29 protein-coding genes are annotated in these 25,907 nt (G+C 60.8%); 5 read left to right on the forward strand and 24 right to left on the reverse strand.

The genetic code is table 11. The features are described from left to right. From CFI11_RS12985 to CFI11_RS13070, 19 genes are all read right to left on the reverse strand, one after another. Positions 1 to 1,743 (reverse strand): hypothetical protein, encoded by a 1,743-nt coding sequence (locus CFI11_RS12985; RefSeq protein WP_130406593.1) that lies wholly within the window; start codon positions 1,741 to 1,743, stop codon positions 1 to 3. A gap of 3 nt (positions 1,744 to 1,746) precedes the next feature. Then, positions 1,747 to 2,103: a hypothetical protein gene (locus tag CFI11_RS12990; RefSeq protein ID WP_130406595.1), complete on the reverse strand. Its 357-nt coding sequence runs from the start codon at positions 2,101 to 2,103 to the stop codon at positions 1,747 to 1,749. Further along, positions 2,091 to 2,735 (reverse strand): hypothetical protein, encoded by a 645-nt coding sequence (locus CFI11_RS12995; RefSeq protein WP_130406597.1) that lies wholly within the window; start codon positions 2,733 to 2,735, stop codon positions 2,091 to 2,093. Before CFI11_RS12995 ends, CFI11_RS12990 begins: the two co-directional genes overlap by 13 nt. Continuing rightward, positions 2,716 to 3,381 carry a hypothetical protein gene (locus tag CFI11_RS13000; RefSeq protein ID WP_130406599.1) on the reverse strand — a complete coding sequence of 222 codons (666 nt, stop codon included), beginning with the start codon at positions 3,379 to 3,381 and terminating at the stop codon, positions 2,716 to 2,718. Before CFI11_RS13000 ends, CFI11_RS12995 begins: the two co-directional genes overlap by 20 nt. Beyond that, a complete protein-coding gene (locus CFI11_RS13005; protein WP_130406601.1) occupies positions 3,378 to 5,570 on the reverse strand; it encodes a hypothetical protein in 2,193 nt (730 codons plus the stop codon). The genes CFI11_RS13000 and CFI11_RS13005 overlap by 4 nt, the downstream gene beginning before the upstream one ends. A 3-nt stretch (positions 5,571 to 5,573) precedes the next feature. Beyond that, entirely contained in the window at positions 5,574 to 5,735 is a 162-nt protein-coding gene (locus CFI11_RS24315) for a hypothetical protein (RefSeq protein WP_165390256.1), read from the reverse strand. A gap of 119 nt (positions 5,736 to 5,854) precedes the next feature. After that, positions 5,855 to 6,253: a GTA-gp10 family protein gene (locus CFI11_RS13010; protein ID WP_165390257.1), complete on the reverse strand. Its 399-nt coding sequence runs from the start codon at positions 6,251 to 6,253 to the stop codon at positions 5,855 to 5,857. Further along, on the reverse strand, positions 6,250 to 6,657 hold the full coding sequence (locus CFI11_RS13015) for a phage tail tube protein (RefSeq protein WP_130406605.1): 408 nt from the start codon (positions 6,655 to 6,657) through the stop codon (positions 6,250 to 6,252). The genes CFI11_RS13010 and CFI11_RS13015 overlap by 4 nt, the downstream gene beginning before the upstream one ends. A 2-nt stretch (positions 6,658 to 6,659) precedes the next feature. After that, positions 6,660 to 7,064, reverse strand: a complete 405-nt coding sequence (locus tag CFI11_RS13020) for a DUF3168 domain-containing protein (RefSeq protein ID WP_130406607.1) — start codon at positions 7,062 to 7,064, stop codon at positions 6,660 to 6,662. Continuing rightward, positions 7,064 to 7,501: an HK97-gp10 family putative phage morphogenesis protein gene (locus tag CFI11_RS13025; protein WP_130406609.1), complete on the reverse strand. Its 438-nt coding sequence runs from the start codon at positions 7,499 to 7,501 to the stop codon at positions 7,064 to 7,066. Before CFI11_RS13025 ends, CFI11_RS13020 begins: the two co-directional genes overlap by 1 nt. Further along, positions 7,479 to 7,832 carry a phage head closure protein gene (locus CFI11_RS13030; RefSeq protein WP_130406611.1) on the reverse strand — a complete coding sequence of 118 codons (354 nt, stop codon included), beginning with the start codon at positions 7,830 to 7,832 and terminating at the stop codon, positions 7,479 to 7,481. The genes CFI11_RS13025 and CFI11_RS13030 overlap by 23 nt, the downstream gene beginning before the upstream one ends. Continuing rightward, the gene (locus CFI11_RS13035; protein ID WP_130406613.1) at positions 7,829 to 8,119 is read right to left on the reverse strand and encodes a head-tail connector protein; all 291 of its coding nucleotides are present in this window, start codon (positions 8,117 to 8,119) and stop codon (positions 7,829 to 7,831) included. The genes CFI11_RS13030 and CFI11_RS13035 overlap by 4 nt, the downstream gene beginning before the upstream one ends. A gap of 55 nt (positions 8,120 to 8,174) precedes the next feature. Next, positions 8,175 to 8,765 carry a hypothetical protein gene (locus tag CFI11_RS13040; protein ID WP_130406615.1) on the reverse strand — a complete coding sequence of 197 codons (591 nt, stop codon included), beginning with the start codon at positions 8,763 to 8,765 and terminating at the stop codon, positions 8,175 to 8,177. A gap of 63 nt (positions 8,766 to 8,828) precedes the next feature. Beyond that, the gene (locus CFI11_RS13045; RefSeq protein WP_130406617.1) at positions 8,829 to 10,148 is read right to left on the reverse strand and encodes a phage major capsid protein; all 1,320 of its coding nucleotides are present in this window, start codon (positions 10,146 to 10,148) and stop codon (positions 8,829 to 8,831) included. Between the two features lie 10 nt (positions 10,149 to 10,158). Further along, positions 10,159 to 11,001, reverse strand: a complete 843-nt coding sequence (locus tag CFI11_RS13050; RefSeq protein ID WP_130406619.1) for a head maturation protease, ClpP-related — start codon at positions 10,999 to 11,001, stop codon at positions 10,159 to 10,161. Beyond that, complete coding sequence (locus tag CFI11_RS13055) at positions 10,998 to 12,221, reverse strand: phage portal protein (protein ID WP_130406621.1); 1,224 nt, start codon at positions 12,219 to 12,221, stop codon at positions 10,998 to 11,000. Before CFI11_RS13055 ends, CFI11_RS13050 begins: the two co-directional genes overlap by 4 nt. After that, positions 12,218 to 13,942 (reverse strand): terminase large subunit domain-containing protein, encoded by a 1,725-nt coding sequence (locus tag CFI11_RS13060; RefSeq protein ID WP_254448917.1) that lies wholly within the window; start codon positions 13,940 to 13,942, stop codon positions 12,218 to 12,220. The genes CFI11_RS13055 and CFI11_RS13060 overlap by 4 nt, the downstream gene beginning before the upstream one ends. Further along, positions 13,943 to 14,431: a hypothetical protein gene (locus tag CFI11_RS13065; RefSeq protein WP_130406623.1), complete on the reverse strand. Its 489-nt coding sequence runs from the start codon at positions 14,429 to 14,431 to the stop codon at positions 13,943 to 13,945. It lies immediately after the preceding gene. 97 nt (positions 14,432 to 14,528) lie between these two features. Continuing rightward, complete coding sequence (locus CFI11_RS13070; protein ID WP_130406625.1) at positions 14,529 to 14,876, reverse strand: HNH endonuclease; 348 nt, start codon at positions 14,874 to 14,876, stop codon at positions 14,529 to 14,531. A 267-nt stretch (positions 14,877 to 15,143) separates the two neighbouring features. Between CFI11_RS13070 and CFI11_RS13075 the strand changes: the two genes are divergently transcribed. Continuing rightward, a complete protein-coding gene (locus CFI11_RS13075; RefSeq protein ID WP_130406627.1) occupies positions 15,144 to 15,557 on the forward strand; it encodes a hypothetical protein in 414 nt (137 codons plus the stop codon). A gap of 308 nt (positions 15,558 to 15,865) precedes the next feature. Here the strand turns inward: CFI11_RS13075 and CFI11_RS13080 are convergent, their stop codons facing one another. The 5 genes from CFI11_RS13080 to CFI11_RS13100 form a co-directional block, all read right to left on the reverse strand. Further along, entirely contained in the window at positions 15,866 to 16,639 is a 774-nt protein-coding gene (locus CFI11_RS13080) for a hypothetical protein (protein WP_130406629.1), read from the reverse strand. A gap of 460 nt (positions 16,640 to 17,099) precedes the next feature. Then, positions 17,100 to 18,962, reverse strand: a complete 1,863-nt coding sequence (locus CFI11_RS13085; RefSeq protein ID WP_130406631.1) for a phage/plasmid primase, P4 family — start codon at positions 18,960 to 18,962, stop codon at positions 17,100 to 17,102. Then, positions 18,959 to 20,026 (reverse strand): primase-helicase zinc-binding domain-containing protein, encoded by a 1,068-nt coding sequence (locus CFI11_RS13090; RefSeq protein ID WP_254448918.1) that lies wholly within the window; start codon positions 20,024 to 20,026, stop codon positions 18,959 to 18,961. The genes CFI11_RS13085 and CFI11_RS13090 overlap by 4 nt, the downstream gene beginning before the upstream one ends. Before the next feature lie 65 nt (positions 20,027 to 20,091). Further along, on the reverse strand, positions 20,092 to 21,000 hold the full coding sequence (locus tag CFI11_RS13095) for a hypothetical protein (protein ID WP_130406635.1): 909 nt from the start codon (positions 20,998 to 21,000) through the stop codon (positions 20,092 to 20,094). Between the two features lie 333 nt (positions 21,001 to 21,333). Beyond that, positions 21,334 to 21,594 (reverse strand): hypothetical protein, encoded by a 261-nt coding sequence (locus CFI11_RS13100; RefSeq protein ID WP_130406637.1) that lies wholly within the window; start codon positions 21,592 to 21,594, stop codon positions 21,334 to 21,336. Positions 21,595 to 21,964: 370 nt separating this feature from the next. On the opposite strand from CFI11_RS13100, the gene CFI11_RS13105 reads away from it, so the two are divergent. From CFI11_RS13105 to CFI11_RS13120, 4 genes are all read left to right on the forward strand, one after another. Beyond that, the gene (locus CFI11_RS13105) at positions 21,965 to 22,312 is read left to right on the forward strand and encodes a helix-turn-helix domain-containing protein (protein WP_130406639.1); all 348 of its coding nucleotides are present in this window, start codon (positions 21,965 to 21,967) and stop codon (positions 22,310 to 22,312) included. A 613-nt stretch (positions 22,313 to 22,925) separates the two neighbouring features. Next, a complete protein-coding gene (locus CFI11_RS13110; protein WP_130406641.1) occupies positions 22,926 to 24,152 on the forward strand; it encodes a DNA cytosine methyltransferase in 1,227 nt (408 codons plus the stop codon). After that, the gene (locus CFI11_RS13115) at positions 24,149 to 24,430 is read left to right on the forward strand and encodes an AlpA family transcriptional regulator (RefSeq protein ID WP_130406643.1); all 282 of its coding nucleotides are present in this window, start codon (positions 24,149 to 24,151) and stop codon (positions 24,428 to 24,430) included. Before CFI11_RS13110 ends, CFI11_RS13115 begins: the two co-directional genes overlap by 4 nt. 193 nt (positions 24,431 to 24,623) lie before the next feature. Next, positions 24,624 to 25,622 carry a recombinase gene (locus CFI11_RS13120; RefSeq protein WP_130406645.1) on the forward strand — a complete coding sequence of 333 codons (999 nt, stop codon included), beginning with the start codon at positions 24,624 to 24,626 and terminating at the stop codon, positions 25,620 to 25,622. The last annotated feature ends 285 nt before the right edge of the window (positions 25,623 to 25,907 follow it).

Below are 25,907 nucleotides of genomic sequence, written 5' to 3' on the forward strand. Positions count from 1 at the left end.
TCAGATCTCCGTGAGGGTTCCGGCCAACGTGTCGAATTGGCGGGTGATCCAGGGGCCGCGCCCATGCTGCCGGAAGCGCAGGCGCAGAAGATAAAGCCCTTCCGAGAGGGGCTGGGAGGTGAGGATCTGATCGGGCTGGCTTAGCGTCAGGTCCGCCCAGCCCGTCTCAGGCGGGCTGGCGGGATCGAATGGGACCGGCATGGGCTGGATCTGGCCCTGCACCTGCCCGTCATAGTCGGACAGGTCCGGGGTGATCGTGAGGATGTCATTTGCGAACGTATAGGCACTGATCGCAATCACCACATCGACCCGGCTCGACACACCCAGATCATCCACATTCTTCGGCGCGTCTTTCTCTTCGGTTGCCGGGTCCCAGGTCCAGGCGGCGGGATCGAAGCTCCGCGCCTCGATGCCCAGCCGCACGCCCCGCTCCGCGCTCCAGTCCAGCCGCAGCCCGTCGATCTCATAATCCGCGTCGATCCCTGCCACCTCAGACGTGAGCCGCAGCATGTGATAGCCCGCCTCCGGCGGCAGCGCCGCCTTGATGGCCGAGAGCCGGCCCCGGATGCTCACCGTTTCCTTCGGATTGGCGCGCGCCAGGTTGATCTTGCCCAGCACCTGCGCCTGGGCATGATCGGGACACATCGACAGGTCCACATCGAGCCGACGCTCGCCATAGTGCGCGAGCAGGACCGCGTTCTCGTATTCCGGGAAGTCGGTCTCCTGATAACCGGCCTCGGCGCTGTAATACATGCCCGAGGCAATCGTCGTCAGATCCGTCTCCTCCACCCCGATCCCCTGCTCCACCTCGAGGATATCATCATCGGTCAGCACCACATCGACCGGGCCGGGCACCCCGCCGGCAAGGCTGAACTTGCCCTCTGCGGTGATATAGGGCCGGGCATCCGCCGCACGCGCCATGCGCAGCAGGATATCAATCGGGTCCTGCTCTTCGTGATAGATGCCGCCGATCCGGTAGCGCGGGCGCAGGCCGGTCTTGGACGGGACATCTTCATCGCAGAGCGTGGCGAAGGCCGCGATCCCATCCCAATCGATCTGCGCCACGTCGAGATCGAAGGCCCAGGGCTTCTGTACGAAGTCCGCCATGGCCAGAGCCGGATTGTCCGAGAAGGCCATGGATTGGCTGCGCGGATCGGAGATGGGCGCCGCCTCACAAATGGCGGTGATGGCCGTGTATTGCTGGTTCGGATAGATCTCCTGCACATCTTCATTGCGCGCCGCCACCATCTCCGCCAGCACCGTGGCCAGCCCATCGCAGCGGTGATCCACGGTCCAGACATCGTCTTCGGCGAAGCGCTCGATCAGCACCGGATAATCCCCGCCCGGCCCGTCGCCCAGGCGGTGGCTGATCCGCATATAGCCCGCCAGCTTCTCCGTCGTGACCAGCCCGTTCCCATCGACGCCCACCCGCCGCGCATCCACCACGAAAGACACGACGCGCCCGATGGCGCTGGAGGAGATCACCGCGATCTTGTGCAGGATGTTGTCCCCCGTCCCTTCGCCCACGAGGCTGGCCCGTTTGGTCTGGGCGAAGATCAATTGCGTGGGTGTCGAGAAGGTGCCCACCCCGTGATAGCGCGGCCCGGTGGCCTCCCGGATCTCGTTGGGGCCTTCCTGTTTGGGCGCATCCGGCAGCTTGGGCCGGAAGATCAGCGAGGCAATGAAGTTGAGCACCAGCCCCGCAACAATGCGCAGGAGCGAGCCCAGAACCGCCTGCCCCATCTCCTACACCGTCCGCCATTTGAGGCTGTGCAGCGTATAGCCCAGACGATCCAGCCGCTTGCCCGGTTCCGTACAGACCTCGACCGCATCCGCGCCCTGCTCGGCCGCCCAGGCCTCAAAGCCGCGCAGGCGGGCCACGCCTTGCCCATCCTCGGCATACCAGCCGATCTCCTGCGCGATCACTGCCCCGCTAGCGATGTCCCGCCCCAGCCGCCCAACGATGCCGCTGCTCGCACGCAGATCGACATAGGCGAGCGGATCAATGCAGAGCATCTCATAGACTTGACGCAGGCGTGCGGGATCGGCCTGTCCCATGCCGCGCCGCGCGTTGAGGGCCAGCGCCATCTCTACCGCGTCCATCCCGGCTCCAGCGTCTGGTTCTTCGCGAGCGGGGCCACGTATTCCAGCCCCCGGTCGCCCGGCGCGCGGACCTTCTGGGCTGCATCGGTCAGCCGCCCATTGCCGGGCTTACGCACGCGCGTGAGCGGGCCTTCGGCCGTGACCGTGATCCGGCTGATCTGGCGCTCCCGGTCGCGGGCAATGCGGATGCGCGGATGGCTCAGCACATTGCTTTTGAAGAGCGTGATGGGCGGGCAAAGCAGGGCCAGCCCATCCAGAGCCAGCAAGTCCGCAAAGCCGAGAAACAGCCGACATTCCCGCCCGACGATGCCCTCCGGTTCGGCCTGGATACGGCGCGTCAGATCCCGGAACGGCCCGCCCCGCGTGACATCGCCCCGGATCTCGAAATCCACGAACCGCGCGCCGGCAATGTGGCCCAGCTGGATCTCCGACACACCCACCATCTCGCCGAAGCCCAGGAAGGTCTGCGAGAGGGCCCTCACCTCGCCCGTCCCGGTCCACCAATAGGCGGGCGCATCGAACACATCCATCGCGCCGAAGAGGACCGGTGCAATATGCGGGCGGTTGAGCTCCGCAGAGGGGATTGCGAGCAGATCCGCCCGCGTCCCGCCGTCATCCAAGGCCAAAGCCATAGCGCACATCCTCCGTCAGTGTGATCGTCAGCCGCGTGGCCCCGTCCGGGGTCTCCGTCCCCACCGGGACCGCGCCGCGCAGATAGGCATGCGGTGTCTCGCAATAGAGCGGCTCTCCCGCCGGGAGCGACCGGCGCAGACGAGGTTGGAACTCCACATGCTGGACACCGGCATCCGCCTGCACCTGAGTGACGCGGTAAGCCGCGAAGCCGATCTCGAACCACGTGCCCGCTTGCAGGGTCAGATCAGCCGCCACATGCAGGCGGGTGGATTGCGCCTGCGCATCTTCGACCAGCGCGCCGTTGGCGATGTGATCGCCCCAATAGAGGCCCTGTCCGTCTGCCAGTGGCGCAACAAAAGGTGTCCGGGTGGCCGCGACCCCACCCGCCGCCCGGCCCATGCCGAAGCGCGTGAGGATCGGCACCTGCAGGGTGCGAAACGGGGCCTGCGCGGTGAAGGCCCGCCAGGCTTTATGGGCGGGCTCGCCGTAGATCAGCAGAGACAGTTCCGCCTGCACATGGCCCAGAGGGGAGCCGCGCCCGCCAGGGACACCAGAGAGCGCCGTGTCCTCGCGGGTGAAGGCGCCGATAATGTCGAACCAGCCGGAGGTGACATGGACGGAGGGCGGGAAACGGAGGGGTGTCAAGCGCCAAGCCCCTGGTTCAAGCCCCGATCCTGCGCGCGCTGACGTTCCTGTATGTGGACATTGGCGGCATTGGCCCCGGCTGTCGCAGCGGTCTGATGCAGATCCTCACTGGTCGTTATGGACACAAGCAATTCCGCGAACCAGGGCGTTGGATCATTGTCGAACATACGGGCCGTGTCGCGCCGCGAGATGATATTGGCCGGACCTTCGACAATCTCCGGGCCGTACTCTCCCACAATCCCCCATTGATTGGAGCCCAGCCGACCTCCCTCATCGAAGAACCCACCGAAGACATTGCCGAAGAGGCCGCTCAGAAAACCGCCCCCTCCGCCACCGCCAATGCCGGATAGAGGACTGAACACAGAGGACAGCAAGTTCTGCAGTCCCGATGAAATCAGGTCGCGCGACATCCGCTTGAAGACTTGTCCAAGCGTTTCGCCTGCGTCCCGGCCATCGACCGCCACATCAGCGAGCGCATCGCTGATGCTGCGAATGCCCGAGGTGACGGAGCGAAACGCGCCGTTGTTTTGCAGCGGGGCCATCGCGTTGCCGAGACCACTAAAGCCCGTCTCGGCCGCCTGGATCATATCGTCTGCGACACTCCCGATCTTCGCGACAGCGGTGGGCGCCTCCTGGTCGATGCCGAGTTTCAGGCCCTCCATCATCTGACGCCCGATCCGCATGAACTCGCGAGACGGTGATTGAATTCCAGCGGCTTGCTCTGCGGCGTTGATCGCGGCATCGCCCGCACTCGCACCGGCGGCTTCTACCTCTGGAACGCCCGCATTGATGCCTTCTGCGAGGCCGTCCGTCATGGCCTTGCCAGTTCTACGACCGGCATTGCGCCCTCGGCTTACCCCAGCAACGCCGTCAAAAATCCGCTCCCAAGAGAAGTTGAAGGAGAATTTCGACCAATCGATACGCGGGATGAACCGACCCCAATTCAGAGGCTTGATCAGAAACTCCCAAGCCAGTTGACCGGCCAAAACAGCCCAGCCAATCACCGGGATAAAGCGCGCGCTCCAAACAAGCGGTTTGATCAGCACCGTCCAGGCCAGCTTCTTTGCCAAGCTGAGCCACGGAATAGCTTTGATGAAGAGACCCCATTTCAGAGCCGGGATCAGCAGAGCCCATTTGATCGGTGGAAGGTCGGCCCAATACTTTGCAAGATCCGACGCAACATCCACGAGGCCCTCCAACGCGGGCAGCCGAGCCGTCAACTCATCCCATTGCGTCACGAGATATCCCACGGCACCCGCGACAACCCCGAAACCGAAAATGGCGATGCCAATCGGAGAGGCCAGCGCCGCCAGCCCTGATACCAGAAATCCAAGCCCCATGAGCACCGGGCCAAGCGCCGCCGCCAACGTCGCGGATACCGCAACAAACCTCTGGGTTTCGGGGGTCAGATTGTTGAACCAGGCAACCGCATCGGCCAGAGCTTCAGCCAATCGTTGGATTGTCGGAGCCAGCGCAACGGTCACCTGATTGCCAAGGCCGCGCACCGCCAACGCCATGGCCGATATCGCATCATTGGTCTGTTCGATCTGATCGGCATCAACTTCGGAAATCACGATACCGAAGCGCTCGACCTCCTCTCTGGCAGTCTCGATGACATCCGCATTCAAGCGCAGCATCGCCAAACCGGTCAGATCGCCGAACATTTGCGAGGCCACACCTGCGCGCTCGGCTTCCGGCACGTATTCGGCAAGCCGCTCCTGAATGAGTTTGATCCGCTCATCCATGTCTAGATCGGCGAAGTCAGCCGCCGTGAGCCCCAGCCGTTCAAAGGCCTTGGCGCCGGCCCCGGTCCCCTGTTCGGCAAGACTGATCCGGCGGGTCAGCCGGCGCATAGACCCTTCCAGATCGCCTTGCGAGATCCCGGCGATATCGGCGGCACGTGACAGCACCTGCAGAGACCCGACACTGGTGTCGAAACTCTCCCCCATCTTGGCCTGCGCATCGACCGTCTTGAGAGACGAGCGCACTGCTACCGTCGCGATCCCGGCAAGCGGGGCCGTCACGCGCGTGCTGAGCGTGGACCCGGCCTTTGACAGTTTCCGTGAGGCGCGCTCCATCGACTTGCGAAAGCCTGCGAGCCGCTTTTCGGCCACGCCGACGCCCTGTTCGAACGCAGCCGTATCCAGGCCCAGGACAGCGCGGAGTGCGCCGATGATCGCATTCGCCATGTCTCAGAGAACCTTTCCACCAAAGGCCGCATTCAGAACCTGAACAACCGCCTTTTGCTCTTGCCACGTCTGGCGCTCCCGCTTGCGTTTGGCGGAAGACACTTTCTTGAAGGCTGGGAATTTCTTGGGTTTGTGAAAGCCGATCATCATAAGCTGCGCGGCCATCCAGGCATTGGCCTGGGATCGCTCTTGCTCACGACTAACGCGCCGCACGGCGCCTGCCATCACGATGTCGATCTCACGGGGCGTGAGATGCCAGAAGAGCGCCGGGTCCTGCCCGAGATCTACCCAGCTTTCGAGGAGCGCCGACCAGTCTGTGTCCGCTTCGCCGGCTTTTTTCCAGCTTTGCCTTTGCCCCCCTTTGGCGCGTCTGGCATGGAAAGGTTCACCGCTTCTCCCAGCTTTTCGAGCGCGACGACGATGCCGCCGATATCGGTGATCAAGCGCCCCGCATCCCGCTGCGTCAGATCCTCGTGATGCTCTTGCAAGCCCGCCCAGAACAGCAACCGGACATCCTTGAAGGACAGATCCTCGTCGCCTCGATCCTCCAGCCGTTTGAGAAACTGGCCGGGCGTGAGACCCGACTCCGCCTCCAGTTCGCAGAAGCCGTTTGCTGTGAATTGCAGAGTGTAGGTTTCCCCATCGACGTCGAAGTCGATCTTGCCTTTGACTTTGTTGCTCATGGTGCCGGCACCGTGAAGACGGGCTGTCCCGTGATCTTGAAAGTGGCCGAGGTTTCGATCTTGTCTTCGAGCGGGTCGGACGTCTCCATCCCGGTGATGAAGGCCGAAAACGACCATTTGGATCCGTCCGGAAATTCGATGGCGTAAGCGACCGGATCGTCATTGTCGAAGTCCGCCACCATTGCCTGATAGGCCGCAGTCGACGGCTTCGACTGGATATCGCAGGACACCTCGCCGCCATCCTTGAGCCCGGCAATGAACTCGCGCCACTTGCCCGGCGATTCCATATGGGTCGCGTCGATAGTGTCGCGGCTGAGTGATGGTGGGCCGATGCTTGTCACCTCGCCCACCGATTCCGTCCCGCGTTTGAACTTAGAGCCGTACCCGATCTGCGCGTCCGTCATGGTCAAACCTCCTCATTCCAGCTGATGTCCAGATCAACGCTGGCGCGGAATAGCTGGCGCTCCCCGCCGGTTGTTTCGTCATTGAAGTCGCGGGCCTCGCCCACGAAGATCCCTTGAAACCGGATTGCCCCCTCGCGCCCGCGAAAGCCGGAGAGGTGATCGGTCAAAGCGCGCCTGACAGACGTCGCAGTGCCGTAGGTCTCAGCCCAGGTATCGGTTTGCACACGCGTCCGGTGCAGGCCGGACGGCCCCTCCATGTGATAGGCATGCAGGTCCGACACCAGGGTCAGGTTCACATACGGAAACCCCTCCGCATCGCGCGGCTGCCGCAACCAATGGACCCGACCACCCACAAGATCCCGTAGAGGCGCGTGTCCCAGTACGAGCGTCGTCAAAGCCTCTTCCATCACCGGCCTCGTTTCGCCACGCGCTTCCGGTACCGGGCGACGGACTTCACAATATCGGCCCAGAGCTCCTCTTTGATGATCCTCAGCACCTCGGCCTTCTTGGCCTCCCAGGCAGGGCGCAGATGCGGTTCTGCCGCCTGCCGGCGGTTGCCGAACTCCGTCTGCACCGCCGCCGGGTCGTTCGGGCCGACATAGACCTCCACTTCGCTCTGCTTTGGCGACACCCGGCGCTGTCGCTTCGTGAGGCGCGTGCCGACGCCATAGCTCTCTTTCAGGTTTCCGTCTTTCTCCGGCGCATTGGCCCGACCCGCATCGGCAACGGGCTGCGCGGCTTTCTTCAGCACGCGGCGCACGCTGGCTTTGGCCGTGGCTTTCGGAAGCGCCATCAGCGCCCGCTCCATCTCGCGGAAACCTTCAACTTTGAACGTCGGTTTCACGATTGGTCACCGCTGTGATTTCCAGAAACCGATTGCGGCCCTGATCAAGCTCTTTCACGCCGACGATCTCCCACATGAGACCGTCACAGGTCAGCCTGTCCGCTGCCGTGATCCGCCGTACTTTCGGGCAGGACCGCACTACGAAGCGGGCTTGCAAAGCAGTGCTTTCTCGACCGGCCTGCATCTTTTCGACATCCGACACATCCCGACGCCGCGCCCGCGCGATGAGGAATATGACCAACCGACCGACGGGCTCGTTCAGCGCGCTGCGGCTGTCCTCGACGCGCTTGTAGAACACGACGCGCCGGTTCAATTCTCCGGCCCCGATCATGTGAACGACCGAAAGTCAGCCATGAGTGCATCGAAGCCGAGCGGCACACCGACCTTTGCCCCTGCCGCCACGGCTTCGCGATGGGCATAAAAATGCGCGGTCAGCATGGTTTGCGCCACGAGAAGATCGGGCGGATAGTTCGGGCCAAACTCCGCATCGATATCGCGCCGCAGATGCCGCGCCATATGGGCCTTTGCCCCGTCCAGAAAGAACTGGATCAGCGCGTCGTCAAAGGTCTGATCCTCCTCGATACCGAGGACCGGTCTCATATCCGCTACGGTCAACATCACGTTCCTCTCCCAAGCTGAAAGACCGGGCACCGGCCCGGTCTTTCGTGCGTGATCAGCCCTTGGCGTTCTTCGCGCCGTCGTCGCTATCGGCTGGCGCTGCCTTCGCGCGCGCCGCGTCCAGATCAGCCGACAACGCGGCGATCTTCGCTTCCGCTTCGGCGAGGTGCCCTTCCAAGGTTGCCTTCGCCTCTGCAACGGCTTCGGAGTCTTTCTCCGCCGCCGCGAGCCGTTCGGCGAGGTCCGTCACCTTCTCGCCATTCGCCTGGGCCAGCGCTTCCGCCTTGTCGAGTTGCTCCAGGGCCTTGTTGGCGGACGCCGTCTTTTCCGCCGCGACGGCCTCGGCTTTGTCGGCCCGCGTCTCCGCTTCGTCCTGCGCCGCTTCCGCTTTGGCCAGGGCAGACCGCAGATCGGCAGCGGTTGCATCGGCGTCCGGGGGCGTGATGCCCGGCGTAAACTGCTCAGGTTGCGCGCGCTCCTTTTCCGCCTGCGCCTTGGGCAACTTTTCCAGAGCGGGGTTTTTGCCCTCCAGCAGGGGCAGAACGTGCTTTCGGACGCGATGGTCCTTTTCATCGACCGTGTAGACCACCCCATAGCGAAACGTGCCGATAGCGGTGTGCCGGGTCGAAAGTCCTTTTACGAACATGAGTGCTCTCCTAAGAAAAACGGCGCCCCGAAGAGCGCCGTAGAGTTTCGAAACCGCCGCCGATCAGACGAAGACGAAGTCACCGCGCACCATCGCCAGCGCGCGCTTGATGATCAGCGCGACCCGCTTGCGGGCCTTCATCGTTACCATGTCTTCGACAAAGTTCTGATCGTGTTCGGTGGAGAGGATCACCTCGGTCTCTTGCCGGTCGTAATAGGTCGCGGCCATCGCCAAATCACCCGCCAGCCATTCGCCGATGGACATCGTATTGGTCTCGACCACATCCTTGCCCCAGAGGCGCGGCATGGCCTGTGCGCCCGGATCGCCATAGACATAGCGATTGTCTGCCCCACCCACCTTGAGCAATTCGATGGCTGTCCAGTCGGTGGGGTTCAGCAAGATCTCCGCCGGCATGTAGTCTTCCAGCGTGACCTGCAGAAGGCCCAGGCGCAGGCGGTCGATGCGATTAGCATTCGGCAACCCGGCAGCGGCAACAAAGGCCGGGGCTTCGGTGAGAAGCCCGGTCAGGTTTTCGCCGACACCATCTCCCGCCACGATCTGCTTTTCTTCCTCAAGGTTGATGAGGTAGCGCAACTCGCCATCGACTTCGGATTGAAGCTGATCCGCATCGGCCAACGCCTCTTCACTGGTGTTGGTATGCGTGGCGATTTTCTTCACCCGCTCCACGGCCTTTTCCCAGCCGAAGGACGATGCGCCGCTAGGTGTGGTCTCGGCAACCATGCCAGCCCCGCTTTGGCGCAGCACCTGCCGGCGGTAATGCACTTGATCGGACCCGACCGTGGCCTGGGTCAGAAGTGCGCGGACCAAGAGCCGGCGGCGCGGAATGCGGATGGGGTCGCGTTCCTCTTCATGATAGATGAGCCCGCCGCCAGATCCCGGCGCGGTCGTGATCGCATTGGAGATCCGCATTGACGTTGTGCCACTGCACCCACCTTCGATATAGGCCTTGATCTTGTCCTCCTCGGCCGCGACGGCTTGGCCCAGAGAAAGGATCTTGTCGCCGCCACCTCGCCCGGTGCCAGACGCCACCTGCTGCGAGATTTCAAGCGTCTTGCTGTCCAGCCCCTCAACCAGGGCTTTCAGGTCTTCGACCGCCTTCATCGTGGCGGTCTGTTCGGCCAGCAGTTTGTCGGCTGCAGCCTTGGTTTCAGCAGACACATCGCCCGCTGCCTTGGCCTGTTTGAGAGCATCCTCCGCCGTTTGCTTGGCCTCCCCATTCAGCTGTTCAAGCTGCTGGCTCACCTTTTTGAGCAGCACTTCGGGATCATCAATGGTCTCCGCGCGCACAGTGCCGATCACGGCTTTCGGGCGCGCGGCTTCCAGCGCCGCCACCGAAATGGCGGGCGTCATCAACTTGGTCATAAGTGTCTCCTCAGATGGAGTTGAGTTTATCCAGCGCGGTACGCGCGATCTGCGAAACGGCAGCGCTCGGCATGCCGGATGAGGCAGCGCCCGGCTTGCCTCCGTTCAGCGCAGCGAGAAGTCCCCGCCGCTCCGATCTCGTCAGGCCAGCCCGACCCAAGTGAATGTCGATTTTTGTCAGAGCCGCAGCCTCACTCTCCGACGTCCCGGACCCGCCGCCCGTGGTCACGTCGTGAGACCCCAGCAGATCATCGGCGAAGCCTTGTTCAACAGCATCCGATCCGCCGATCCATGTCTCTTTGTCGAGCATGGCCGCAATCTCTTTGGCCGCAACGCCAGAGCGCGCCTCGTAGACATCCACCGACGCCGCATCGAACGGCTCCAACCAGTCGGCCACGTCGCGGAACGCGTGACGGTCGCCTGCCGCCAGCACCCATGTGTTGTGGATCATCAGAAACCCGGCCCGCGCCATCAAGATCCGGTCTCCGCTCATCGCGATCAGCGAGGCGGCCGATGCTGCCAGGCCCAGAACCTTGACCGTCACTGCTCCGGGATGCTCATTCAGCAGGTTGTAAATCGCCAAACCTTCGAAGAAATCCCCGCCAGGCGAGTTGATGTTCACGACAACGTCGCGCTCGCCGATGTTGCGCAAAGCCCCTGCGATCCGCTTGGCCGTCACACCGTTGCCAAACCAATCCGCGCCGATGGGCTCAAGGATTGAGATCGACGCGTCCTCCTCGTCTTGCGCCGCGCGGATATCCGGGTTCCAGCGTTTCAGAACCACATCGGAGATGTCGGATTTCAGGCCGGGCCGTGTGGGAACGGCTGCAATCGGCAGATCGCGTTTGGTCATGTGCTGTCCTTTCCGAGAAGCTCCAGCGGCGAGAGCGCGGTTTGCGCCAGCAGCGCATCCGCATTTGGATCGTCATGGCGCGGCAGGTTCATCCGGGCGCGGCGCTCATTCGCGGTCATCGTCCCGCTCATGCCCAGCTTTTGCAGCAAGTCACCCTTGGCCTTGCTGTCCATCTGGATCATGGCCTCGCGGTTATACTCGACATAGTGGCGGCGACGGTTCTGCGGCGGGATCAGGTCTTTCTTGATCCGCATTTCCAGACGGATCAGAAACGGGTTGATCCCAAGCGTGCGCCAGGCCAGCAGGATCGCCTCGACCCCGGTGCCCCACATCGTCTGCCCCTCGGCGGCATGGCCGATCACGATGGGCGGCACGCCAAACCAGCGGCAGATATCCTCGACGCCGAAGCGCCGGGTTTCCAGAAGCTGGGCGTCTTCCGGGTTCATCTGCAATTGCTGGTATTTCAGCCCCGCCTCGAGAACCATCGTCTTGCCAGCTTTCGAAGACTGAGAGTAAGCCTCCAGCAAAGCCTGAAGCTGCGACCGCTGCTCTGAGTTCAACGTTTGATCTGCCGACAGCACCCCGCTCGGCATCGCGGCGTTTGAGAAGATCTTGCCCGCCGTCTCATCCGCAGCCAGTGCCGCGCCAATCGAATTGGCCCCATACCGCACCGTGGACATGCCGAGCCCGTCGCCCGCGCCAAAGCCGCGCAAATGGAACACCTTCTCCGCCGGCATGAACTCCGTCTTGCCGCGATCCGTCACCGCATAGCGCATCGTGCCGTCCTGACGGCGCTCCGGGCGGCAGTCCAGCAGCGGACGCAGGCCGACCAGGCGCGACCCCATATAGAGCTTTTCCGAACAGGCATTCCCCTGCAGGCAGGTCTGCGCGACCATGCCTTCCCAATACTCAGGCGCAGTCTGTTCCGGGTTCGGCGATTCCTTAATGATCTCGGCAAGATCATCGTCCAGCCGTTCCCGGCTATCCCCGGACCCCTTGCGATAGTGATCGACGGGCAGCGTCGAGATCATCTCCGCCGTCTTACGCACACAGGCCCAGACCGCAGACACTTCCAGCGAGGTGCGGGCGTTGACGGTCTTACCGGCATGCGAGCGCGTGCCGCCAAGCGCCCAATTCATGTTCCCGAAATACGACCGCCAGCCGGTGCCCGCATATTCGGCGCGCGCGCCCCGCGCCGCCGCGCGCAACAGCCGGATCAAAACGCGGTCACCGGATTGGCCAGAAACTCATCCAGGCCACGCCCAGACGGTTCTGGATTGTTGAACATCAACTGCGCCGCGTTGAGCAGCGCAATCACCACGTCGATCTTCGCAGCCCCTGCAAGCGCCTTGTCGATATACTGGTTCGACCGCACGATCTCGACACGTGCATTGCCGACCGACCACGCGAAGATCGGTTGTGCGGCGTGCAGCATCAGCTTGGCTTTAAGCCGCAGCGGCAAGGATCGGATGGCCGATTGCAACCGCCAGCCCTGTTGCACCGCCGTAATGAAGGGCTCGACAAAGCCGTCCAGCTCCAATTCGGTTTGCAATTCCGGCAGGCCCGCCTTGTCCAGACCGACCGCATATTCCTCCGGCATCTTGCCCGTCGCGGCAACCTGAGCGACGATCTCCACCACTTCCGCCACATGCTGGAAGGCCTCTTTGCAGAGGGTCAGATCGCCATCCTTCGCGAAGGTCTCCAGCGCCGGCGCGATGGCTTTGCGGCGTTTCAGGACAGAGGGTTGCGCCCAGGCCTTGCACCACGCGAGATAGCGACCCGTCCCGATCTCTTTGCCCAGCACCACCAGCCCGCAAAGATCGTCATCGCCGCCGCCATCCACGCCGATGGTGCAGACATAGGAGCGCTCCAGAAGCGTCTCCAAAGTCAGGGTTTCGTCAGCCCCGCCATCCCAATAAAGCTGCGCAGCCCAGCCATCATCCCCCTGCCCCGTGCCGATCTCCACGTTGAAATGCTGGCTCGCCACCAGCGACAGGGCTTCTTCTCCCTCCTCTTCCGCCGTGCGCACCTGATCGCGAAGGAACCCGAGATCGACGCTCCGGTTCAGATGCGGGTTCACCAGCGGCCAGGTGTCTTCGTTCTTCCAGCCACCATCCTTCACCATGTCGAGCGGCAATTCGTAGATCAGGGCCAGAAGCGGGCGAGCCAGCTTGCCGTCTCGCACCGCCCGCGCCGTCTGTACCTCGCTGCGGAATACGCCCACGGGCGGCTTTTTAGATTGCGTCGTGATCTGCAACAGGAAGTGCTTGTTCTGCGGATGCGACAGCGCCCCCCGGATCTCCAGAAAGATGCCTTTGGCTGCCGGCTTCTTGGCGAAGACATGGGTTTCGTCGATCAGCACCGTGGCGTTCTTCAAGCCGGTGACGATGTCGTCATCCGCCGCCTTGATCATGATCTTTGACGGGATCTTCGGGTTCAGGTTGCGGATCGTCCGCGTCGATTCCTGCGGATCGCCGAAGAGCGGCTTGATGCGAGGCGTGCGCTTGATGATCCCGGCAGCCTGGTCGAAGGCGTTGCGGGCCAGATCAATCGACGGGGCGATGAGAATGAACTGCGCCGCCGGGCTCATGTTGAGGATGCAAGCGGTCACGATGATCGCGGCCGCGATGGCTGTCTTGCCGTTCTTCTTCGGGATCATCACGAAGAATTCGCGAAGGTAGCGCCGTTTGATCTCGGGGTCGAAGCTGCCGAAGATCACCCGAACAAGGTCGAACACCCATTCGTCGCAGATCTCGCCGTAGGTCGGGAAGCCATCCAGATCCGGGGCGCGGAGCCCTTTGAAGATCTTGAGCGCCTTCTCCGCATAGGGATCGTGCAAGGGCAACGCGGGAAAGAGCGAGCGGCCCTCCCGCACCCGATCCTTCCAATCCGGGACCGCCGTTGACCAATCATCAAAGGCGTCCGGGGCGAGCATGCTCATTTAGTGGGTCCACTCCGGGTTCAAGAGATCGTCCTCTTCCAGCGCGGCCGCAGCGGCAGCGGTCAGTTGGGCTTTCTTGCCCGGCGGGATCGGGGCGGCGCGTTTCTTCTCGGGCTTGCCCTCGCCCGCCGCATCGCGCGCCGCCTGCTTGATGTCCTCTTCGTCCAGGATCACCTTGAGCGCCCGCATGGCCGAGACATTGCCGGCCGAGACCGCCTCATCGAGTTTGAGCATCAGGCGCGCCCGCTGATCGGCCCGCGCCGCTTCCTTCGCGGCCTCGACCTTCACCCGGCCAGAACGAAAATAATGCTTGTTCAACGTGGGCAGTGTGATGCCCAGCTCCTCCGCGATCCGCGCCTTGGTCAGACCCGCGACCAGTAACACCCTGACTTTACGACAGGTTTCCGCGTTGGGTGTATGACCGTTCGCACCGGGCTTCCCGAAATTCTCCGGGATCGGGTCGCCAAGAAGGTCAAATTCTCGTGCCACAGAAAAAATTCTCCGAATGCGATGGCCGCGGGTCTAGAAAGCCAGGCCTTCCTGACTTTCGACCCACCCCCCCGCATGTGATGATTGGATACTGGCACTAGGCCAGGCCGCGCCGTTCCAGGCTTTGCTTGTGCGTGTCGTGCCAAGCTTTAGACACGGCGCGCAGATTGCTCTCATCCCAGAACAGGTCGAGATCGCCCCGATGGGGACGGATGTGGTCTACTACTGCGCTGTTCGGGGCGTTCTTACCGCCCACAAGCCTCGCGCCCGTAATTTGGCAAATCCAGCCGTCCCGCTTCAGGATCTTCAGCCGAAGGCGCTGCCACCGGGCGGTGTTGATCGGACCTTCCGAACGGCGCATGCCCCTGGCCATGCGATCAGCCGTTCGGCCCAGCCGGGACGGCATGGAGCCGAGGCGGGGCTTTGCGGTGGACAGACGCGTCATACAATCTCCCGTGTGTTGAGTGCGGGCCTGCCACCCGCTCGGGCACCGGGACCGCCGCACACCTCAGTGCCGGGGTCTGTGTCAGGTTCGGGGCCAGGTGCCTTCCCCAATGTGTCCACATTCATTCGCAGTTGAGCGTGCAATCCTCAAGCTCGGTGATCGCCTTCCGCGCATCACATCGATGGGGGTTAATTGTTGCCAATGGTCTCCGGGCCTGCTTTGCTTAAAGTGAGTTGGTCGGTAATCGAGGACCGCGAAGGAGCAAAATTGAAGCCGTTTTTCAGATTTGGTTTAGCAGTACTGATTGCCGGCGCTCCGACTGCTTCCGTTTCGTATTGCATTGAACCATCCATTTATGCATCGGAACCGTCTTTTTCTGGGCATGAGCCGAGCGCACCATCTAGTTTTCAAAAACCTGACGTTCCGTACTGCCTGTCTTCATACAGCTACTCTGGAACGCACGCCTGCGAAGAATATGAACTCAACGCCTATTTCGATGAGGTTGAGGAATACGTCGAGGCTCTAGAAGAGTACTACGAGGAGGCGCTTTCTTTTGCGCGAGAAGCCATTGACTACGCTAACGAAGCGAAGGCCTTTTCGAATGAAATCCAGCAGTTTGCGGATGAAGTCTTAGAATACGCCAAGTGCGAAGCCGAAGACGTGAGCACCCAGCACGAATAGATTAACGCTACATTTCATTCAGATAGCTTGCGGCACCAGAGCAATCCCACGCAAAGCATTTTTTCAATGGTTAACGTGCCACGGCAGCTTAATCCACCATACCAGACATTCTATAAAAGTTCCTGCCTCCTCAACCAACGCGGACTCTGACTGAGTCCCTTGTTATAGCAAGGTGAAGTTAGCGTCGCATCATGGCAACCGCCCAAACAAAAGCGCCCGACAGTTTCCTGCGGGCGCATTTAGTGATGATAGGAATAGAAATGAATCCGGTGGTCCTAAATGTCAACAACATTTTGTAACACCCACAGTCAGATGCCCTGCATACGCCCCAAGGCGGCGCATAGAGCGGCCTTCAAGCTACTTCTGTTTTTTCCGGTCGCGCGCCAGCCATGCGCCCTGAGAACCTCGCTCAGCGCCCGCTCACGGATGCAGACATCGTCCACCAATCGACGCGCTGTGATCAACTCTCGACCGATCTGTCGAAGCTGGACCCTACCCACCTTCACGGTACCCTCCATTGCAGGCACCTTGCGCTTTGTGTCTTTCGCCACCCCGTCTCCAATGGCGTCATGAAACATCGCGAGACGACGGGTGTCGGTTGCGTAGGCCTCCATGAAGTCGGCATTGCCATGACCGCCCGCCTGCAGATCAAAAGCCCTTGAGCATCTGATGCCCGCAGACTGGACCCGCTCGTGGAGCGCGCGATAGTCACGCGCCGCACCGACCTGCGCTGTCGTAAACGGTGCCTTTCCACCCCGACGCATCGCTTGATCTGTCATAGTGTCGAAGATGTCACGGGTCCGACCGGGACAGCCCGACCGGTACGGGACCTCGCGCCATTCAGTTTTGCCGTCTTTCTCATGCCAATAGCCCTCGCGGAAAGCGGACAACGCGCCGCGCGCGGGCGCAGGGACAATTTCGTCGCTGCAGGCTTCAGGGTTGGCTGCGCCGTCGCGGATCGCGTTGAGGCGGGCTTGCTCTTCCTCGCTGTAGCGAAAGATATCCGCCGGTCGATCCCGTTCCGCCTTGATGTCCTCCTGCGCCCATGTGGTTTCCCACGCCTTGGGTATTCTGGTGCTCATTACCTCACCTATTTTCCAGATCTTGTTGTTTCGGAAGAAGGGAAATCAAAAGGTTGATTTCGGGCAGTGACGGACGGGGCCGTCGGGGCAGAACGCAGAAGAACGGGGCAGAACCCTACTGCGAACGCTAGGCCGTCAACCTGTTGAGAAATCGCGAATAATGGGAATGGCGGGGCACGCGGGGCGCATAGGGCAGATCTGCGCCGCTTACACGTAAAAACGCTCCCCCCCACACCCCCCAATTTACGCGCGCGCACGTACCTTGAACTTTTCTGCCCTATGCGCCCCGAGCGCCCCAAAACATGCGCAAGCCTCCGAAACCATTTCCTTTTTTCGGGCACGTGATCATCGAAGATGCGCCCCAATACGGGGCAGAAGTCGCAAATCTGCCCCGATTTTCGAAGAATGGAGGTGTAGGGGTGCGGGGGGTTGGCGGCTTGGTTATGAGCCGCCGGGCGCGTCACAGAGGGTATTCCTCAGGATGTGGCGGCGAGCCAGTGCCTCCGTCCTTCCGCAACATCGGAAGTCCTTTGGCGTCACGCGGGGCCTCGGCAAGGCGATGGCGCATGTCGTCGGTCAGGCGAATGCCAGAATAGCCCCAGGTGCCGTTGCGCTTGTGGCGCGTGTAGGATTTGCCTGTGGCTGGATGCTTGTATTTGCCGCTGCGCTCTTTCAGCTTGCGCTGCAGGTTGCCCGGCTGCCAGGCATGGGCCGTGTTCGCCAGCAGGTAGAGATAGCAGCCATCGACAAGCTCGCGTGCAGGAAGAAAATAGGTGCCACCATCTATTTCGCAGGCAGATGCAAGGAAGTCGCCAATGGGATCGCTGTCCTTGCGGTACTCCTCCGTCGCTTCAAGCACCTGAGCGGGTTCTTGCAATCCGCCTTCGAGATAGTCCAGCAGCCCTGCGATCATCCAGTTCAGGATGCCTGACCGCTCCTCTGCGAACAGCGTGTCGCCCAGATCGTTATCGCGTTCGTGTTCCGGGATCTGGACGTTGAATTCACAAAGCAACGGTCGCCGCCAGATACCGTCATCGGTGCCGCGTATCTCAAGCTTGTGGTTGCCGATGAACAGCATCTTGAAATACGGCGTGAAACGCACGAAATCGGCGTGCAGCGCGCGCACCAGCATTTCATCGCCGCCGGTGAGCTCTTTGATTTTCTGCTCCTGCAGCCGCTCCCCTTCATCCGGCTCATTTGTGAAGGCCGCGCGGGCGCCAATGAGGGGCATCATATCGGGCGTTGCGTCGGACCCTGACTTGCGGTTCTTACCTGTCAGGCTTTCGATGCGCACCATCGTGGCATAGTCGCCTAACATGCGCCGCATCAGACCGCCCAAGAGGGATTTGCCGTTCGCGCCCGTTCCATAGCAATAAAGAAACTTTTGAACGGGCAAGGCTGTCATGCTCAACCCGAACCAACGCTGCAAAAAGGCACGCATCTCCAGGTCAGGCTGTACCCGCTCCATGAACGCATCGAATTTCGGGCATGTCGCATCCGGGTCGTAAGCAACCGGCATCATCTTCGTGATGTATTGCGGACGGTTTCTTCCCTCGATCGACACAAACCGTTCATGCGGCTGCAGCTTTAGATCGGCCTGCTTTCCCGCGCCATCGTCCCGCATGTCCATTACATTGAATCGGAGAATTCCCGTTTCGGTGTTGACCGTGAGCGGGTCGGCATCCAGGTCTTCCACATCGCGGTGAAGGCTGGTCACAGCCTCACCCAGCATGTTCTTGATGGCGTTGCTGTTGCCGGCCGATCTCGCGAAGGCCTTGTGGCGCTGCCGTGTGGACCCGCGCCCCCAAAGCTCAGCGTTCAGCTTGTCCTTTTCGCCCACCAAGTTCTGGCGCTTCTCGACGCGGTCATCATCGGACAACTCAGCATAGGTTTTGTCGAAATCCCGCAGATCGAGGCGAATAGCCTCGAGCCGATCCACGCGGCGCTGCTCGGCCGAGTTGAGCCGAAGGTGCGGGATCTCCTTTTCGATCCGTTCATGGATGGTTTGGGCATGCCGGCGGACAGCGATATCATCGGGATCCAGCTTCCAGCGTTTGCCATCCCAGATATGCCAGCCGACGCGCGGCACGAACATGGCGTCATCGCCGCAGTACAAGGCAAAGCGCTGGCCGTTGCCGGTGTCGTTCAAGGGCAGCTTCGCCCCTTCGATCTCGGGCGGTCCATCATCCGGGGTGCGGGGTGGCACCGACCCGCCATCGCCGTTGCCGTTGCCGACGTTGTCGGGAGGCGTCAGACCTTCAGCCGGTGCAACATCCTCTGCCGCGTCGAACTTGCCCCTGACATTCTCGAGGTTGCTGGTCATCCTGACCCCATCAACACATCGTTCAGGTCAAGGCCCCTTCCGGCCTGCACAATTTGCCCCTTCAAACCCGGACGCAGCGCCATGGCACGGCGCAGCCCGCATTCGAGTTTGGCGCGGGTCATAACCGGATCGCTGTCCCCATCCATGATGAAAATTAGCCGCTTAACCCAAGACGGCGGAACGAAAGCGTCGGCATCACTCATATCGGGCACGCCCGAATAGCGTTTGCCCTTCACCCTCTGCATCCGGCCGGCCATGTTCCCCAGATCCACACCCGCCCAATAGGCGGCATTTGCAAACGGCTCCGCCACGAGTCCGGCCAGCGTCGTTTCAATCCCCTCGCCCATGACCAGAATGTCTGCACCCTGCGGCGTGTGCAGCCGGATAGCACCGGATTTCTTGGAGCCGCGCACCAGTTTCGGGGGCAGGCTCTCGCCCTGCCAGGTAACCTTGGCCTTGCCGTGGGGTGGCTCAACATCGACCCAGGTCTGGTGTACAGCCGTGAGCTCACCGGCCATGTTCAGGATACCTGCGATCATGCACGGACCACGATGTGCCGTAACGAATTGCCCATCAACTTTCTTGACGTAGGGATGATCCACGATGAAGCGCAGAGCGCGCGGGATCTCAGGCAAAAGGAAGGGATCAATGCCCCGCGCCTCTAGATAGGCGGGCACGACGCCAAGATGACCGAGGCGCGCCGTGCTCCAGATCCGTCGGGCATCCGAAACAGCTTTCCGCCGATAGTAGTCCTGGGCCTGACGATCTTTGCGTCTGACCTCTTCTGCGCGTTTTCGACGCCGCTCCAGTTCGGCGACATCAACAACCGCTGGCCGCTCGCCGCAAAGCCAGTCAAGCGCCTCTTTGAAACCGAGGTTCAGAACGCCGCGCGTGAGCGCGATTTGATCCCCACCGCGCAGGTTGCATTTCCGGCATAGGAACGCGTTGCTGCGCAGGTTGATCCCAAACCGATCACGACCTCCGCACAGCGGACAGGGGCCAATCAGCTCATCCGAAGCCGGCTTAAGCCCTGCGATTCCCAAGCGATCGACGAGTTCCGACATGGGTATTGCCTTGGCGTCCAGGAGCCGGGGATCATCTTTCATCCGTTCAGGCAAGGCTGACCCCCTCAGTGCGTGATGAACACAATCGGCGCGTCAGACGCCCAGCAGATGCTGCAATTTCCGCAATGACGTTTGCGCTCGGGCGCGCTGATCGCCTCACGTTGTTCGGGGCAAACGATGGCATCGCCCAAGCGTTTTTCTTCTGTCGGGAAGTCGATGGTGAACGACCCCCAGCGACCGGTGCGCCCACTCCGGCGGATCATGAAGCGCAAGGGGAACCGGTCGCGCGCATCCACAATAGCGGCGCCGATTTCCGTGTTCTCTGGCCAGGCCGTGAAGCCGAACACCGTAAGGTTCGGATGCGCCACCAGAAGTTCGCGCCACAAATCGACGTATCCGGTACTGTAGAAGTCGCCCAGGATGTGCAGGCGGATCAGCACGAGGGCGTGTTTCGCGCAGGCCTCCGCAACCTCGACCCTGAGCCGGTCTTCGAGCGCGGGACCATGGACCCAGCGGGTCGAGTGGGGCATTGCGTTGCCGTAGCATGTCCGCCAATGCGCGCACGAAGACGGGCAAGTCGCCCGCTCCTCTAACGTGAGTGTGAATATGCGTGCGCCCTTGAGACGCCCGACCAACACATCTCCGCCGATCTTGCTGTTGTGCGAGCCGTCCTTAAGGACCGCCTTCCCCTCTTTGACCTGCGCGATGCGGCTGGGAAACACCGTGCCGTTCATATCGGCATCAGCGACCACACAGGCCTGCCCTAACGGGATCGGTGTGTCTTTGAAGCGGCGGCGGTCTCGAATGTGCTGGACCTGAGCGCGCTTTGCCTCTGCCCGCCGGCTGCGCGCCTGCGCGGCCTTGTCCGATGCAGCGGCAACAGGTCCAGACACCCCGATTGGCACATGCTTCGTACGGCCTGCAGCCCGCGCGTCGTCGATCAGCCGCCGCTCCTCTGGAGTGATGACGCTCATGACCGACGCTGCAGTTCCGGGATGGCCAATCCCAGCTTCACTGCCTCCCGCAGCCGATTGCGAATTCGCTCTGTGCCGTGGCTCTTATTAGAACGACATGGACAGGGTGCCAGCGCCACTTGAAGCTCAAGCGCATCATCCTTGTGGATTGATATGACGATCATCTCGCCTTCGCGCCTGACTGAACCTCTGGCAGCACCCGTTTGCATCACCCACCTCCAAGACGGAGGAAAAATTTTTCCGCGCGGCTCAACCATTTACGATGCGCTTTAAGCGCCGCAGCGGCGCGCCATTCGCAGAACCGGGAAGCGATGTAGAGAGAGACGCGCCGGATCATGCGCACCTCCCACCATCCGAGAAAACGACCTCGGCGCCCGCGACAGCCATGACTGCGGCGACGTAGTGCCACGCGGCGGAGTTTTCGCAGCGCAGCCAGTTTTTCACTTGGCGTGGCGACACATCGAGAACGACTGCCGCTTTCTGCGCCAACTCGGCCTCAGATCGTGCTGGGAAAGCCTGCCAAAGCAGGCTGGCGAACATCTTTCGAGACGCGGAAACCTGATCCACGTCAGAATGGGCAAGATTTTTCCGCATAACTACTCCATGTTTCCGGTGTGCTTGGGAAACAGGAACAGGATCAGAAAAGGAGGGGGCGCGGGTCATTGGCTTGCGCCCTCAATGGGTGAGTGCAGGCGCGCGATCATTTCAGCGGTAATCTCGAATTGGCGGCGACGGCCAGCCAGCAAAACGCTGTGGTGATACCTTGACGGGATTGAACACTTCTCAGCCCACTTGTGAACCTGGTGTGTTGTCACCTGCAGATCGGGCGATAGGCTGCAGATATCCGATGCCAACTCAGCGCGCGTCGGCCAAAGGTTCACAAGTTCGCGTATAGTTGACACATGTTTCACGCCCATTTCGATAATGGACATAAGTTCCATTCGTCAAGTGTCAAAACAAACCTATGGACGTTTTTTCCACTGTGCCGGACAATTGCCGCATGAAGAAGATAATTGAGTCCCTCGTTCCGCGAGAGAGTTCGCCTGAACGCGTTGGCCCCAGAATCACCGGGGCTCGTATGGTTTTGGACCTATCAAAGGCACAGTTTGCTGACGCTATTGAGCTAGACAGGAGCACACTGACTAAGGTCGAGAAGGGCGAAAAAGGTCTTGATATCGCAAAGGGCGTGCGGATTGCTGACCTCTACGGATTTGGTCTGGACTACATTTATCGCGGGGACCTTTCGGATGTTCCTCTCGATTTGCGACCAAAGCTGGTCAAAGCTCTCGAGAGCTTGACCGACACGGCATAGGCCCGAGCAATTCGCCAACCCGTGATCCGCGCCAAGATCAGGGTCATCGCATCACTAAACTTGTATTTCATTCTCGCTCCTCCCGTTTGCGAATGCCCATCCGGCCTTTGATGTAGGGAGTCTTTGATGGAACTTTTGTCCACTTCGTACTTGACAGTGGAACAAATGTCCATTCTCTTCGTAGGCATTAGATGCCTGAAGCGTTCAGGCATGGAAAGGCCACACTTCTTTCAATCCCGCTGAACAGAGGCAGCCACCATGATGATCGAAGACATAGCGAAAGCATGACTCATGCAAACGCAGATATCGCCCGCCAGCGGCAGAGGCCGAAAAAAGCACCAAGGGGAGGCTGAGGCCCTGCCCTCGCTGCGCAACGGCTTTTGTGACTACTGCGGTGATCCGCTCCCTAAGTCATCCCGCGCCCGTCACGCGCGGTTTTGCTCACCCACATGCCGCAAGAACTGGTGGATCGTTGCGCGCAATCGAGGAGCGCAGCTCTATCAGCTTCTCTTAATCTGGCGTTTGCATCGCGGTCGGCGCGGGACACCCGGCCAAGGCATGATCAATCTGATCTCCGCGCAGATCGACCGCTGGATCAGCGAGGACCGCCGAGGTGCAGAATGACTGGTCCTACTACAACGAATTCGATCCGCACGCCGCTGAGTGGCTTCGGCGCCTCATTGAGGCCAAGGTTATTGCCCCCGGTCTGGTCGATGAGCGAGATATTCGAGACGTGTGCCCGCGCGATCTTGAAGGCTTCACCCAATGTCATTTCTTCGCTGGCGTGGGAATTTGGTCCTATTGTCTTCGACAAGCCGGATGGCGCGACGATCAACCCGTCTGGACAGCATCTGCTCCCTGTCAACCTTTCAGCGCGGCAGGCGCAGGCGATGGGTTTGATGATGAGCGGCACCTATGGCCCGCCTTCCACTGGCTCCTCCAGCAGTGTCGCCCTGAAAAGGTGGTTGGAGAGCAGGTTGCAAGCAAAGACGGCCTCAACTGGCTCGACCTTGTATCGGCTGACTTGGAAGGAACGCTTTACGCCATCGGGGCAGTCGATACCTGCGCTGCGGGCTTCGGTGCTCCGCACATCCGGCAAAGGCTCTTCTGGGCGGCCGAGGATCTGCGACCTGCCACAGGCTGGATGGGCCACAACGGCGGCCCGGGACTGGAAATCGGAGAGCGCGTCGAGCGAATTCAACCGGGAAAGATGGGCACATTCGAGAGGCAAGCCTTTGTCGGCAGAAGCGCAGCTTGCGAGCTGGCCAACGCCGAAGGCATCGATCGGGGACTATCAGAGGGACAGGAGAGGTGCGAAGGTCATGAACCTGTCGGGCATCGCCAAGATGGCGGGTTGGCCAACTCCGATGGCGGGCACACCAGCCCAGAACGGAAACAACGCGGCGGGCAACACGGACAGCAGTCGCAGTACTGTAGAGCTCGCGGGATGGCCAACACCAGTGGCAAAGGACGACAACAAGTCGCCGGACGCCCACTTGGCGATGAAACTGAGAATGGGCGAGCGCGACGGGACACACTCCAGACGCAGCACGATCACATCTCTCAACGTCATGGCGAAGACAGTCGGCCCGGCCCGACTAACGGTTTCTGGCGAGATGCTGACTGGCTCTTCTGCCAGGATGGATACTGGAGGCCAGTTGAACCCGGCACATCCCCGCTGGCTACAGGGGCTACCGCACGCATGGGACGCCTTAGCGCCTACGGAAACGGCCTCAACACTGCGCAAGCAACGGCGTTCATTGAAGCCTACATGGAGCGGCACATTGTGGACCTGACCGAAACCATTGCAGGCAACCTGTTTGAGTGGAGTGGGATATGAGCGAGAGCGAGACCAAGCTGGAAGACCGAACCTTTGATAACGTTTCGGCGTTCGGATCGCGCCTTTGGGTTGCGTCTCGTTTGGGTGTGAGCCTCGATACATTCTATCGAAAACGTGAGAGTCTTGAGGAGAAGGGTTTTCCGAAACCGGACCCATTGCTCAACCTTTACAACAAGGCAGATGTTGACGCCTGGAACGAGACGAGGCGACAAATCAAAAATGCGAACGGCTCCTCGTCAACAGGGAGCGAAGCGGGACCCAGACTCAATGCCGTATAGATCTGCCCTTTGGGATGACAGCGATCCTGACTACGCCCCCGGGATAAACTATGCCAAGGGCTTGGCGTACTGGCGCCCGAGCAACACTTACACCGCAGTTGGATTTCCAAAAGACAGCATCAAACTGCCGGGTCGGAAAGGAGACCATCTCCATCGCGTCCGCGCAGCCGAATGCCGACGCCTAACCAGAGACATGATCCGCGCTGTCAGCGCGGATGACACGGCAGAGATAGGAACATGGGATTGGGTGATGCAGTCTTGGGTAGCCGACAAGTATTCCCGCTATCACCAAGGCAAACAAAACACCCGCGAAAGTCATGACTACGTCTTGCGGAAGCTGTCCAGCATCATTGGCCATATGAGGATCGAGCAACTCACCTACAGAGAGATGTGTCAAATCCGCGAGGCGATGGAGATCAAAAAGCGATCATCATCTTACAAGAAGAAGATGTTCGGTATGATTTCCACCTTGGCCCGTTACGCGGCTGGACCTCTTAGGCAGCACCAGGCTCGTGACGTTCTGCAGGACCATGGTGAGATCGTGATTCAGTCGGACCCCAAACGTCACTCGGCTCCAGACGCCGCGATGATACGTGCGATTGTTGACGAAGCAGATGGTCGAGGTCTATTCGCCTTCGCAACCGGTCTTCTCATCCAGTGGACCTACATGCTTCGCGCCGTGGATGTGCGGGGGCAGTGGCTCGATGCCGAGGAAGCAGACGGAGGTTTGTATCGCAACGGGAAGCGTTGGCAGGATGGCCTTACGTGGGACATGTTCGACGCGGATCTGACAAAGTTCGAGAAGGTGATCAGTAAGACACGCAATAGCCTTCCGGAGACAATGACATTCACGGTAACGCCGGAGATCCGGTCGAGACTTGCTCTTCTCAGCAACGACTGCAGGCGCGTTGGACCTGTTATCGTGTCAGAACGCTATCGGCGGCCATACACGCGTTATAGCTGGTCTCAGGCCTTCAGGCGCATCAGGGATGACCTGAAGCTGCCCGAGACAGTCTGGATGATGGACACACGTGCGGGCGCAATTACTGAAGCGCAGGGATTGGTCTCCGACCCTTTCACCTTGCGCGATGCCGCACAGCATCTTCACGTTGAAACCACAGACGGTTATGCCCGTGCGCGCTCGGAGAACATCAATAAGGTTGTTCAGTTACGGTCATCCAAGAAAAAATGAATCGGAACACCTGCAAACGCAGCTTCCAACTCTTGATCCAACCACTGAATTACTTACAACCAGCCGATAAGCTAAAGCACTGATTTACTTTAAGAAAGTGGTCGGGGCGGCAGGATTCGAACCTACGACCCCCTGTACCCAAAACCGATATAGGTCATCTGTGCGGTTAAACGCCATTCGGTTTGATACGGCTCAATACGTTGAATTTATTTACTGAATCTCTCCTTCCTGACTCTTGTAAGCGATTCGTTCGGTGCCATATGGTGTCAAAGCGTAGTAGCTCAT

It is taken from the genome of Thalassococcus sp. S3, from assembly GCF_004216475.1.
Lineage (GTDB): Bacteria > Pseudomonadota > Alphaproteobacteria > Rhodobacterales > Rhodobacteraceae.